4 protein-coding genes and 1 tRNA gene are annotated in these 13905 nt (G+C 54.5%); 2 read left to right on the forward strand and 3 right to left on the reverse strand.

All coding sequences use genetic code 11. From position 1 onward, the window contains the following. Nucleotides 1-317 precede the first annotated feature (317 nt). Nucleotides 318-4280: a DNA (cytosine-5-)-methyltransferase gene (dcm, locus tag MXE41_RS06140; RefSeq protein WP_247099840.1), complete on the reverse strand. Its 3963-nt coding sequence runs from the start codon at nucleotides 4278-4280 to the stop codon at nucleotides 318-320. A gap of 1947 nt (nucleotides 4281-6227) precedes the next feature. Between dcm and MXE41_RS06145 the strand changes: the two genes are divergently transcribed. Beyond that, on the forward strand, nucleotides 6228-7613 hold the full coding sequence (locus MXE41_RS06145; RefSeq protein ID WP_247099842.1) for a sodium-dependent transporter: 1386 nt from the start codon (nucleotides 6228-6230) through the stop codon (nucleotides 7611-7613). A gap of 3153 nt (nucleotides 7614-10766) precedes the next feature. Here the strand turns inward: MXE41_RS06145 and MXE41_RS06150 are convergent. Continuing rightward, nucleotides 10767-10857: transfer RNA gene (locus tag MXE41_RS06150), tRNA-Ser, on the reverse strand. Between the two features lie 129 nt (nucleotides 10858-10986). Between MXE41_RS06150 and MXE41_RS06155 the strand changes: the two genes are divergently transcribed. Beyond that, nucleotides 10987-11742 (forward strand): MFS transporter, encoded by a 756-nt coding sequence (locus MXE41_RS06155; protein WP_247099845.1) that lies wholly within the window; start codon nucleotides 10987-10989, stop codon nucleotides 11740-11742. A gap of 935 nt (nucleotides 11743-12677) precedes the next feature. On the opposite strand, the gene MXE41_RS06160 is transcribed toward MXE41_RS06155, so the two are convergent. After that, nucleotides 12678-13883, reverse strand: coding sequence for an SLAC1 anion channel family protein (locus MXE41_RS06160; RefSeq protein ID WP_247099847.1), 1206 nt, complete (start codon nucleotides 13881-13883; stop codon nucleotides 12678-12680). Nucleotides 13884-13905: the final 22 nt, after the last annotated feature.

The following is a 13905-nucleotide window of genomic DNA, read 5'->3' on the forward strand; positions in this document are numbered from 1 at the left end:
AAAACAGTGTAGTTTTAATGCCTGGATATGAGCCGGTGCAGGCGCCGGTTTGGGAGCTGTATGGCCTTTGGGCTGCAACAGCTGCTGCAGTTGCAGCCAGGTGGCTGAATGTGTGCGCCTGGCGGGCGAGGGGGAAGTTGTGGGCCTGGTGGCTGATTGTAAAGCGCCTGACTTTCATGGGCCAGAAAAGCAGAGCCCCGCTACCTCAGGTGCGGGGCTCTGTGCCGGCTGTACGGCCTTGCTCACTGCTTTGCAGGTACAGCTTTGAGCGTATCTGCAGTCAGACTGGGCGGCCATTACTGACAGTGAGGCTGTGCTTACTGATCGTCAAAGTCCATGCCCTGAGGAACGAGACTGAAGATTTCATCTTCCTCAAAGATATCTGCCATTGGATCAGTGTCTACAGTATCTGCAGCCGGAATGTTTTTGACCTTTCCTTTAACAGCAGGGCGTGCCCTGGTGCTCCTGACTGCAGGAGCGGCGCCTGCAGCAGCACTCTGAGGCACACCTTTGGCGGCGGCTGCTTTGGCAGTGCCCGCAGCTGCCGGCTTCTTTGCCGGAGCGGCTGAAGCTGCGCGGCTGGCTGCGGCGGCCTGATCATCACTTTGGGCGCGTGCCTTTGGCTGGGCCTGTGCCGGGGCCTGTGTTTTGCCTGCACGGCTGTCCACGGAGCCACTGCGGGCTTCGGTGCGGGCGCTGGCAGAAGCTTTTGCAGCCGGTCTGGCTGCAGCGCCCTGCGCAGCTGCAGGGGACTGAGACTGATCCTTTGCCTGGACCTGAGGCTGGGCAGCTCTGGTCTTTGGGGCGGCTGGCGCAGGGGCTGCCGCACGTGCTGGAGTTCTGGCAGCTGGCCGGGAGGCAGCATTGCCTGCTGATGGGGCACGGACCGGGACCGGCTGTGATGCCTGGGCAGATGCTTCTGAAGTTGCCTGAGACCTTGCTGGAGCTTTGGTATTAGCTCTTGCTGTGGTCGCTGCAGCCGCCGGGGATCGGCTCTGAGCTCTGACCTGTGGCTGGGCCGGGGCCTTAGCCGAAGCCTGTGGCTGGGCCGGGGCCTGTGACTTAACCTGGGCCGGGGCCTTAGCCGAAGCCTGTGGCTGAGCCGGGGCCTGTGGCTTAGCCTGGGCCGGGGCTTTAGCCGGAGCATGCGGCTGAGCCTGGGCCGGGGACCTGGCCTGCTGATTGTCCTTGTGTGTTGCCGGGGCGGATCTTACAGAATCAGATCGCCTCTGAGCTGATGGGGCAGCTGCGGTTTTGCCCGGTGCAGTGCTGAGAGCAGCTCGGGCGCGTGCTGGTCGGGCAGAGTTTCTGATCTGCTTTTCAGCCGGGGCGGCAGGTGAGCTGTGGGCCTGGGTGTCGTCCTGAGCGGTCCTGATCTCCTGGGCAGTTACATCTAAAGGCTGGGCAGCTGACTTGCCCTCCATGGCATTAATGCTGGTGAGCATGAGCTGAGCCATGTCGGTAAAGACTGGCACAACAGCAGATACGGTATTGCCAAATTTGCTCAGGGCCTGAGTCTCGCTGTTAAGGGCGGAAATGGCCTCACGGGCACGGGCCAGAGCGGCATTGAGCTCATCTGCAGTGTTCTTGAGAGCAGCATTAAGCTCCTGACTGGCTCCCATGTTTTTCAGAGCCTCAATATCGCTCAGTGCGGCACTGGCGGCGGCCTGAGCATCGGTTACTGCAACTGCAGGCAGACTGGCATTAGCCGCAGGCTGGGCTTCAGGCAGGCTGTAGTTGTCAGCTGAGGCAACATAGTCAGCGTCCTCTTCATACTGGTCATCTGCCTGGCTGTCAGACTCTGAATCAGCGTAGTCATAATCCTCATACTCAGAGTCGTAATCTTCCTGCTGATCGTAGCCGTCATCTGACTGGTCATAGCCATCATCATCTGCATAGGCTTCAGCCTCTGCATCAGCCATTGCATAGCCATCATCATCGGCAGCATAGTACTCCTGGGACTCTGCTTCATCAGCAGCATCGGCATCAGCTGCGTAGTCAGACTGATGAGCTGCATACGCTTCATCGTAGTCAGCTCCAAAATCATAGTCGACCTGCTCCTGGTAATCAGGATCACTCTCCCACTGCTGGTCGTCAGTCTCAGCATAGTCAGCATCGGCATCAGCATAGTCGACATCAGCACTGGCTTCGACGGCATCGGCATCAGCATAGTCAGCATCGGCCTCATCATAGTCGACATCAGCACTGGCTTCGACGGCATCGGCATCAGCATAGTCAGCATCGGCCTCATCATAGTCGGCATAGTCGTAGCTGCCTTCGTCACCCTCAGCGAAGTTATCTGAGGTTTCGTCAGATGCCATGTCAGCTGATGATTCATCAGAATCCTGGTAGCTGGAGGCATCGTAGTCCTCAATGTCCTGGCTTGCGCTGTCAAAGTCATCAAAGCCTGAAAGGGTGTTGCCCTCGCCTGAAACAAAGACATTGCCCGGACAGGAGTGGCTGGTAAAGGCGGCACTGATCTGAGACGGATCAATGGCAGGTACAATTTGATCGGCCGGAATGGCATCGAGCTCAGTAAGCTTTTCGATGACCAGACGGGCCACATCTGCCATCAAAGGCACTACTACTGAGTTGCCAAACTGACGGTAGGCCTGGGTATCGGAAACCGGGATGGTAAAGCTGTCAGGAAAGCCCTGCAGACGGGCGCACTCGCGTGGAGTCAGGCGGCGTGGATTGCGGCCTGGCTGAGCAATGAGAATTTCCGAGCCGTCCTTGTAATAGCGGGCGCTGATAGTACGGGTAATGCCATCGAGCGGAGCAAGGCCGTAGCCAAAGCCGTTACCGGCGGCGCGGTGCTTGGCGGCATAGCGCTGTAAGAAGCTCCACAGACGGTCAGACAGGGTGTACTTGTCAGCTACCTGCTTTTCCAGAATGTCACGTACCACCAGGGTGCGCTCGCTTGGACGCAGGTTGAAGGCAAAATCAATTCCCTGACCATAGCGCTTGCGGTCAAAGCCCACGATAACAATACGCTCACGGTGCTGAGGGACATAAAAGCGGCCATCGAGCACGGCATAGAAGACCTCATAATTGAGATCATGCAGGGCTTCCTTAATGATGCTGAAAGTGCGTCCACGGTCGTGGGAGCAGAGATTTTTGACATTCTCCAGCATAAAAGCACGGGGACGGTGTCCGGCTATGATGCGGCAGACATCGAAAAAGAGCGTGCCCTGGGTCTTGTCAGCAAAGCCGGTAGCGCGGCCCATGCTGTTTTTCTTGGAGACACCGGCAATGGAAAATGGCTGGCAGGGAAAACCTGCTACCAGAATGTCATGCTGAGGAATATCGCTTACCGGGACCATGGTGATATCGTCCTGGGGTTCCATGCCAAAGTTGGCAAAGTAGGTAGTACGGCTGTACTTGTTCCACTCATTGGCATAGGCGCAGAAGGCACCGGCAGTTTCAAAGGCCAGGTGCATACCGCCAATACCGGCAAAGAGATCGATAAAACGGTACTGGCCTGGCTGGGCGCCTTCACGCCAGTAAGGGTGAGGATGACCATTGGCAATGGCAAGAGCAATACTCTCAGGGCCACGACGGTAGCCCGGAGTAGAGCGATTTCTTGGAGCGCGTGACTTGCGCACAGGTGTCGCTGCGCCGGCCTGAGCAGCTGGAGCAGCACCTGCAGCCGCAGCACCTGCAGCAGCTGCCGGGGCAGCTGATGGAGCAGCCGGGCGTGCAGCCTTTGCGGCAGCGGCCGCAATCTGAGCTGCGCGGGCGCCGGTTGCTCTCTGACCTGCAGATTCAGGCAGAGGATACTTGCGTGGACGTCCACGACCACGCTTGACCGGCGCGCCGTTTGCTGAGGCGGCCGCTGAAGGAGCACCAGCCACTGCAGCCCTGGCGGCGGCAGGTGCAGCTGCTGGAGCTGCTGCGCGGGTGGCCGGAGCTGGACTGTGGGCTGATGCTGCAGTATTCATGGCTGCAGCAGCACGTGCGGCCAGAGTAGCGGCCTTGGGTGGCCGCCCTCTGCGTCTTGGAGGCGGGGCTGCAGCGGCATCGTCATCAGCTGCGCCGGGGGCAGGGCGGGCTGCATTTTGAGCTGCGCCTGCCTGACCGGCTGCCTTATCCGGGCTGCGGCGGGAGTTGCCAGGTGTATTTTGAGAGGAGCTGTCAGCTGGAGCAGGTGCAGCCGGATCAAGCAGGCTGTTTAAGGCACTGCTCAGGCGTTCCTGCAGGCTCTGTCCCTGTTGTGACGACAGGGCAGCCAGCGCTTCAAAGACTTTATCATCAAGGTTTATTTTGATTTGCTTTGACATTGCTCAATCTCAAATGTATCGCCCCGGACGTAAAAAACAGAGAGGAAACAGTCCCCCTCCCGGCCAAACGGGCTTTTGCCTATACACAATAACTTTTTCATTATAGCTGAAATGCCGCCCCGGCCCCAAAGCACAGCGCTTTGTGCTGTGGCTGTGCTCTCATGGAGGAACCTGGCAGGGCCTGGCAGTATACAGGATACAGGCAAAAATCACGCCCGCCTGTGCAAAATTCAGCACAGTACACCACAACCCGGTACAGCACCATCACCAAATTAGTCCCGGCATCTGCAAGGACGGGCAATTCGGCCCGGCAAACGGCGCCGCCTTACCAGTACGGCCTGCCATGGCAGATATTCCTGGCCATACCTGGCGCCCGGGCACTGCTGTCGCTACTGTCGGGCGCGTCGGTACTTTCTGTCTGGAATGTCTGTCCTGACTGTATAGCAAGCTTGTCGGTACTGTCGGACACGTGGGCCTGGTCATGGTTAGTAATTATGATGTGTGGCACCGGCACAGCAACCCCCAGCCTGCCCGAGCGCGGCATCCCCCAGCCAGCCCGCGCACGGCTGCCTGCACGCGGTGGTCCGCGCATGGCAGCAAAAAGCCGGTATGGCGCAGTCGGTATGGCGCAGGTGGGGCACCAGCTGCAAACTGCAAGGCACCAGCTCAAGCCTGCCCCAGTTCCCGGAGGCGTGACCACTGCGTGGCCTCATGCGGCGATTGCGGCATGGCAGAGTACAGTTTAATTGCCCTGTCGGCAGCGCGGAGCTGCTCATGATGCCGGGGCTGGCTGGCCGGGTAATTTGCAGTCCATCACAGCTCAGCTGCAGCAAGACTGGGGCGCAGCCGTTGGGAGAGGGGTATGTGATGTGGAGGGAGGTGTGGCAGGGGCATGGAGGTTAAGCGTTGCTGATGAAAAAGCACATTTTTATGCATGCCCATGCGTCAGAGCGGAGCATGGGGCGGGTGTGTGCTCCGGTAATTTTGTAATGAGTGGTTATATCGTTTACAATGGCGCACGGCGTGCCTGTTTATCAGGTCTGGTGATGGACGTGGTCTGGATCCAGGGACATGGTAAGGGCAGGTTTTTATTATGATGCTGCCTGACTTGCTGAGATCATTGTCAGGGGCTGAAACTGCCCTGCAGTTACAGCCTCCCGGGTGATCTGCGCTGAAACATAGCGCAAGCGCCCCGCACATGGTGGGCTGAGCGTTAGCGCTATTTTTCCTCAGAAGTTCAGGACAGTTAATTGCTGTCAGCATATGTCCGGACAGCAGGGCCGGTAAGTTTACTTGCCCGCTCCCTTTTCGGGCGTGCAGACAGTACGCATTGCCTTATGGAAGCGCTGCTTTATGCCTTAAGGCTGCACAGTGCTCCCAGTGCGCAAGGCTCTCTTCCCAGGGGCCCGTGCACCGTTATTACCAGTCCGCTATCACCAGTGGCCAGCGCAACAGCAGTTCTGCTGAGCGTTCAGATAAGCTCCGACAGTGCAGCTCCCTGAGGACTTTGATTTCCGGGCAGCGGCGCCAGGCTGACACAGTACGTAAGGCCGGTGATGCCGTATCCATCTGACATCATGATGTCAAAAGAGCATGAGAGTCAGACAGGAAGGCCTTTACATGACTTTGCGCTGTCTGTCTGTGATCCTGCCTGGCAACAGGTTACGGCAGATGCAGTCATGCCTGTCAGGCTCAGCCCTGCAATCTGAGCTCAATTGTCCGGCCACGCACTGCCTGTGGCTGTCTGAGGCTGCCTGAGGCTGCCTGAGGCAGTGATCATCAGGCGGGCGCCTGAGGCAGTCATCCTGATGCAGCTGCTGAGCCAGTCAGCCACAGGCAGGACACAGGTGCAGTGTGCATGCACTGCAGGCCCCAGAGGCAAGGTCATGCAGATCAGGATCTGGTAGCCATTGAGAGCAATGCGGTTTTAATTTTTGAGGAATTACAATGTCCAGACAGACCTGGAGCAGCCGACTTACTTACATTCTGACAGTAGCCGGCGCTACAATCGGATTTGGTGCCACCTGGCGCTTTCCCTACCTGGTAGGCGAGAATGGCGGCGGCGCTTATGTTTTGATGTTTATTCTGGTTATGCTCCTGGTGGGCATTCCTATCATTCTGGTAGAGAATGTCATTGGCCGTCGTGCCCAGACTAACAGTGTTGACGCTTTCTTCCCGGCCGGCGCCACTCACAATCCTGCCTGGAAGTTCTTTGGCTATATGGGTCTGCTGGGATCCTTTGGTATTCTGTCCTATTACATGCCTATTGGCGGCTGGGTTATTTCCTATATTTACCATGTCTTCCTTGGCATGATGGGTGTAGCAGGCGGCCTTGATCTGTCAGCTCCTGTATCCAAAGAGCTGACCAGTGCTTTCTATACCGAACAGATTGAAAACTCCCCTCTGACCATCACTGTCTGTACCGGTCTTTTTGTGGTGGCCAACTGGTTTATCCTGGGCAAAGGCATTATTGCCGGCATTGAGCGCTCCGTTAAGTTCCTCATGCCTATGCTCTTTATCTGCCTGATTATCATGGTGGGCCGTAATCTTACCCTTGATGGCGCACTTGAGGGCGTAAAATTCTATCTTACCCCTGATTTCTCCAAGCTCAGTGGCAAGCTGCTTCTTGATGTTTTAGGTCAGGTATTCTTTGCTCTTTCTCTTGGTTTTGGTGTCATGATTACCCTGTCTTCACACCTGAACCGTCACGAGAATATGGCCCGTACCGCTGTGATTACCGGTCTTATCAATACCGCCATTGCTGTGCTGGCCGGCTTTATGATTTTCCCTTCACTGTTCAGTGCCGGTCTGAGCCCTGATGCCGGTCCTTCCCTGGTGTTCAAGACCCTGCCTATTGCCTTCTCTAATATGGCCTTTGGTAATTTCTTTGCCATTGTGTTCTTCATGCTGCTGGTAATTGCTGCTCTGACCACCTCTCTGACTATCTATCAGGTAATCATTTCCGTTCTCTACGAGAAGTTCCATATCCGTTATAAAGGTGCCATTAACATTACTCTGCTGAGCATTTTTGTTCTGGGCAACATTCCATGCATCCTGTCCAATGGACCGCTGTCTGATATCACCATTTTAAACAAGTCCATATTCGATGCTTATGACTTCTTCTCAGGCAATATCTGCTTTGTTATCACCGCTCTGGGTGCCACTGTTTTCGTGGGCTGGCAGTTAAAGGAGCACTCCATCAACGAGCTTACCAATCAGCATGAGCTCAAGGGCGTGCTCTACAATGCCTGGTTCCACTACGTACGCTATATCATTCCGGTAATCATCGTTACTATCTTCATCTACGGTCTGATTCCGCTCTTCACCGCCTGATAAGGCGCCCCGGCTCCCGGCGCACTGGCTCACCAGTGCCCCATTGCGCCAGGGCGCCAGGGCTCAGCCCCCAAGGCAGCCTGAGAGCGATTCAGGACCTGCACGATAAAGAAGGCCCCCGGCACTTGCCGGGGGCCTTTTTTTCGCCCTGAACTTCAATATTAGCCCCGCTCCCTGCCCGGCAGCTGTCCGCGCTCATACAGACTCTGCCAGCCTCATCCTGTCGCATTGCATCGCATCTCATCTTTTCTGGCTAATACCCACCTGGCCAATACAATCAAGTCCAATCCCTTACTGTCCAGGTGCCTGGCCTGGCTCTGTCAGCACCTGCGGCACCAGCTCCTGTCAGCAATAAGACTGCAAATGCATCAGCCGTTTTCATAATAATGGACTGCGTGGCAGGCAGCACAAAGAGCTGCAGCTGCTGCCAACTGCCTGTATCAATTTATTCACTATTTACAGTTTTAGAAAGCATGTCATGTACCGTGAAGTACTTAACAAAAGTCAGCTATGCAGACATGCATTACGGCCCCGTACCATCACACGCAGTTAATGACTGCAGGGAGAGCTTCGCCTGAAAAAGCGGGCGCATGCCTGTAATGCTGCCCAGGCTTACGGATATGTATAAGAATGCACAGGTACTGTTGCCGATGCCAATGCCAATGCCAATGCCAATGTCGATGCCAATGCCGATGCCAATGCCGATGCCTATGCCAATGCCAATGCCAATGTCGATGCTGTAGATGGAGCAGCAGCTGGCAGTTAGTCAGTCAGTACGACAGATGATGGTGTGTCGTTGACATAGATGAGGTCAGGTGAAGATGCATTCAGATTTTGGTTGCGGACAGATGCAGGATGCTTTCAGATGCCGGGTGCGGGCAAATACAGAATGCAGTCAGCTGTGGGGCGGGCAGTGAGCTCATATCTTGCCCACTTGCTGATAAAGAATTGAAGGGATAAAGACAAAAAGCCGTCCTGAAATCAATCAGGACGGCACATGTTGCAGTGGTCCTGACAGGCAGGTACTGCAGCTGGCCTCGAAGTTGAGGCCGGATAATAAATTAATGTTCCGGGACTGTTCTGCCATTACTGTAAACAGCAGAGTATCAGCTGACCGTGACAGTTAAGGCCTGCTGGAGCTGGCAGGACTCTCTGTGTTGAACCTGCCTGGCTCTGGACAGTGTGGAATGCATACCTTGGCCTTGCGTGATAAGGCATATCATGGCGTGATATGGCCTGGCCTTGCATGACAGTACTTCTGTCGCTGAGAAAATACATGCTGCAAAATGAAACAGCATAGAGATCTGAACATTCTGAAAAGAGTGTGCAGATCATGGACAAGCCTTAACTGACCCGGACGGATACGTATTATCGATACATCAAGAGCATTTATCATTGCTTTCCGTCCGACCGGCACGGTTGGGCAACCGCGCAGGCCCTGCTGCCTGGTCTTAAGACCTGGGCAGGTGGAGGATATAATTATCCCCCTGTAACGTAGCTGCAGGCAGGCACAAAAGTATTCTGTGAAGAGATACTCAACAGTAAGACAGATAAGCCTTACCATGTGCCTGTGATTAATGAATGCATGCCGTAACAGTAAGTAAAGACTTACCATCCCCGGGTAAGGACATGCTAAATATCTGCTTATTTGCAGCTCTGAGAGCAGACTTGAGATCTGAGATCAGGCTCATGCATAGCCATCCCCTGATTGGGCATGGTGTAATGCTCATTACTGACATCATTTACTTATATGGATCCAAAAGCTTTATAAAGCAAAAGTCAGTACTTTAAAAGCAGATTCGATGCGCACAGAGCTCACATATGTATATGTGGCCGGAAAGCCTGCAACGCAGGGTCCCCTCATGAAATAGCGCAAAGAGTTATTACAGCTCGTAAAACCAGATCCAGTTGTTAAAACCGGATCTCAGGTACATCCGATATCGCACCGTCTTTGAGTGAAAACAGGGAAAAACGAATTTTGATATTTTGGGTACGTTCAACATTATGCTGTGTATTGCATGATCAGTCAACAGGGCAACAGCAGCAACTGCGTGCAAGCAGCGGCGTCAGCCCCAACGAAGCAACAGCTGCCACGCATGCAAGCGCGGCATCAGCCTCAACGAGCAACAGCTGTCTATGCACACAAACAGTGGTATCACCCTCAACAGAACAACAGAGGTGAAGCAAATACAGCAGCGTGACAGGGGTAAAGCAGCAGCATAAGCTTTGGCATGGTAAAAGGAGACAGGAGTTATGCATATTGGCACCTGAAGCCAGAAAAGAGAGCGTGATCAACAAGTTGTCAGGCTTAGCAGAGACAAATGGACAAGGGACGATGGTATGCCGGGGTAAAGAGTATTAATGATGCTCTAACTGAAAGATGTTGGGTCAATAAACGTACTGTGCCGCTTTCTGCCACTTTCAGTTACAGTTGCTTATATAAAAGAGTTTGATGAGCGTCTTAAAGATATTAGCGGGGCAGAGGTTGCAGGGCTTCAGAGGCATGTACAAATGTGCAGGAAATATTTGGCAGTGGGCTGTGCTGCCTCATGGATGCCGCTTTGCTTTGCAGGCGGAGATGCATATCTAAAATATTTTGAGATGTGCTTGCTGAGGTTGTCTTAAAGGTCTGGAAGAGCTGACAGAGCTGCAGGAGCGGTATAGGAAATGATTTGGGAGCGGACATGCAGGCTCATGTCGTTGGTCACGTATTGGTGTCAGAGCTGTCTAAGCGCAGGGATTCTTATACCATCGGCCTGGTATGGACCTGAGAGCATTATGCTCGGAACTGTTGAGGGTCGGGAGGTCAGGCACAGCAACTTACGATGGCTCCACACGGGAGGAACAGCGCAGGGGCTGACCGCTGCTGGCTAACTGAGGCGGCCTTACTTAAGCGGGCTTTACTCAGGCTGGCCTTACTGGCTATGGGAACGGCGAGCATGGTATCGGGATCAGGGGAATGGTGACGACGGAGGCAGATAAGCATGGCTGCAGATCAATGCCATCATAATGGTTGCGCCAGATAAATCAGATGTTTATTGGGGATGAGATAAAACGAAGAGGGGACAGGCCAGTTTGGTAAGGCAGCGGCTGAACCTGATATGATGTATCTATGAAGCGGGCAATAAAAAAGCAGCTTGCGCTGCTTAATCATGGCGGTGAGAGGGGGATTCGAACCCCCGATACGGAGTTACCGTATACACGCTTTCCAGGCGTGCTCCTTCAGCCACTCGGACATCTCACCGCTGCTGCTACGAAGCTTTTCTATTCAGCTCCGTCGCTGGAACGGTGCTCATTATATAGAAATTTAACGTGCATGCAAGCTTTTTTTAAAAAATTTTTGCCTGAGCAGTGGCAGCAGGGCTGTTTTTTGGTGAAAAGCTGCATATATAAGGTCCGTCCAGAGGGCGATGCTGCCAAAGTTACCCTGCTGCAGACTTTCAAGGTGGTAAAGACCAACAAGCCGCTCTTTATTATCCTGGGCATTTTCTCCATGAATGTCTTCGGTAATATTGCCAACAATCTCTACCTGTACTTCTTTACCTACAATATGGGTAACGGCTCTCTGGTAGCTGCAGTAGGCACCATTACTATCTGCTGCTCCATTGCCTGTCTGGTAACTCCTTTCCTCACTGCCCGCTTCCGCAAGCGCGATATTTTCATCGTCCTGTGCGTGCTTGAGATTGCTGCCCGTATCGGCTTCTATATGAGCGGCTATGACTCAGTTACCGAGGTTATTATCTGGCTGTCCGTAGTGAACATCATCTTCATGATGACCAATCCGTTAGTGTCCGCCATGATTGCCGATACCGTAGAGTACTCCTACTACCACACCGGCAAGCGCTGTGCCGCCATTACCTTTGCCGGCCAGACCTTCACTGGCAAGCTGTCAGTTGCCATTGCCGGCGGTTTCTCCGGTGTGCTCCTGACCATACTGGGCTATATGCCAAATGAGGCTCAGAGCATCGAGACCATGGACGGTATCTTCTTCTGCATCGCTCTGTTACCGGCTCTTGGTACTGTAGTACGCATTATTCTGCTCAAGATGTACACCTTCAACGAAGAGCAGCATGCCGAACTGGTTGAAAAGATTAACCGTGGTGAGTTCAATATCACCGCCAAAATCTAAGATCACGGACAGCTGCATCTCACCGTTCAGCTGCCCCTGACAGGACAACGGCCCTGAAGAGGACACCTGCCCCTACAGGACCGTTGACCACAAAAGGAAACTGGCCCCCTGCAGGCCCCTTTGCTCAAAAGGACAATGGACCTCAACAGGGCCATTGACCTGAAATGCCTGTCGCAGGCTCACCGAGTTGGGGCCGCCCCGGGCAAGGTCATAACCCGCGATTACCTTCTATACACTAAACACCTTCAGGCGCAGTCATCCCCATGGCTGCGCTTTTTTGCTTTGGTGCAGTGGAGACAGGTCTGAACTCAGGGCCAGTAGCAAACTGGCCTTTGCCTGATCCGGTTGCTCTCACAGTGCCAGGCGAGAGCGCCTGTTGCCAGTTCAGGTCATGTAATGTCAGCCTGGGCGCCAGGGTGCCAGGGAGCTTTGTGTCCAATGGTCATGCCCCCAGTCGGACATGGTGCAGGGCTGCATGCTCCGGCGGGAGTATGCTCTTAAATGCAGGCCTGTGTTGCGTCTGGTCATGGTGTGGGGGCGGCACTGACACGAGGGCCTGTACAGAGGACGGTTATGGAGCATGGCAGCCTGTAACGTGGTTGCCAGCGCTGACACGCGGGCCTGGGCGTAGACCTGAGCGGAGACCTGGACCTGGACCTGGGGCCAGCGGGCTGGGCTCAGAGCGGTTAGTGAGGCTGCAGAAATAAAATGAGCACCGGACGGAAAGCCAGGTGCTCTATTTGTGAGATCAGCTCGTGCTGAGATATTTAATACCTGCCTGCCGGGACGGGACAGTAATGCGCAGAGCAGTGCTGTGCTGTTGTGTTGTGCTTAAAAGTACAGCTGTGCAGCGAAGAGTTTGAGATTACATGCCAGGTCAGCTACGCTGCTGGTTCTCAGGCAGGGCTGGGGGCTGCGCGAGGCAGCCCGGGGTTTTATTCAGGAACGCAGATCTTGCCTTTGGCAATCAGACCAACTGTTCTTACTGCCAGCCAGAGGATCAGCATGGTAAACAGGCCCCACAGGGTGTAATCAATAATTTCGAGCACGCCCTTGTAGGCCGGGTCGGCAAACTCTGGAACCAGCTTTCTGGTAGCCAGAATAAAGGCAGCTACAGGGAATGAGTAGGCCCATGCTGACAGGAAGAAAGGAGCCTTCATAAAACGCCTGATATTGGTAAGCAGGAAGACGAAGACGAACCAGGCAATACCGTAAAGCATCAGCACTACAGGAGAGGGAGCGGCCTCTGGAACGGCATAGAAGCCGTCAATGGCGTGATATGACAGGGCAGCAACTGATGGCGGAGCCAGCATGATGCACAGCATTGGAACCAGCTTTGGAGGCAGAGGATCGTGGAATACCAGACGGTAGAGCAAAATGGTAAAGAGCAGAATCCAGAACAGGAAGCCGACAGGATAGGCAATTGATGAAATAAAGCCGTACCCCATCTGAATACCTGCCAGAGGCACAATCAGAGGACCTGCTACCGGGATAAACCAGGCAGGATTGACGTGGTTGATGTTAAAGCTCTTGTGAACCAGAGAGTACAGCACAAATAAAGTGAGGAACAGCTGCATAGTACAGCCGGCCAGCCACAGGTACCTGGCAAAATCATACTTGAGCCATACTGAGGAAAGCAGCAGCAGGCTGATGGAAAAAGCCGGGAAGAAGGAGAGCTTGACCGGGTGACTGGCCTCCTGAACCACAGCACCAGGGTATTTGATGATTTTAATGCCATAAAGAATGGTCAGGACAACAAATACCGCTGAAGCCAGCAGTCCGGTAATGAGATCGAGGGTGGCATTGCCTATTACAGCATGGCAGGTGAGCGAAAAGCCGGCCAGACCCATAACAATGGCGTACATGTTAACTGGCAGATGCTTGAGCTTTGGCTCAGGGCCGGCGGCAGCGCCAGGGGCGCCAGCGGCACTGGCTGTGGCACCGGCAGCAGCGGCACCGGCAGCAGCTGCGCCCGGGGCGCCTGCAGGTGACTTTTCAGAGGCCTGTGGGGCCGGGGCAGCACCAGGCTGTGCCGATGACGGGGCACTGCTGGCGGCGGCTGTGGTGGCGGGAGTTTGCTGGGCACTGTGCTCAGGGGCAGGAACCTGAGCATCTACAGGCTGTTTTGTCTCTTGACTCATGGGGAATACCTTTGACGGGACG

Source organism: Anaerobiospirillum sp. NML120449 (assembly GCF_023051105.1).
Classification (GTDB): Bacteria; Pseudomonadota; Gammaproteobacteria; order Enterobacterales; family Succinivibrionaceae; genus Anaerobiospirillum.

Coding starts and splice junctions, on each gene's coding strand:
- dcm (WP_247099840.1), bottom strand. CDS start 4,280: ATGTCAAAGCAAATCAAAATAAACCTTGATGATAAAGTCTTTGAAGCG.
- MXE41_RS06145 (WP_247099842.1), top strand. CDS start 6,228: ATGTCCAGACAGACCTGGAGCAGCCGACTTACTTACATTCTGACAGTA.
- MXE41_RS06160 (WP_247099847.1), bottom strand. CDS start 13,883: ATGAGTCAAGAGACAAAACAGCCTGTAGATGCTCAGGTTCCTGCCCCT.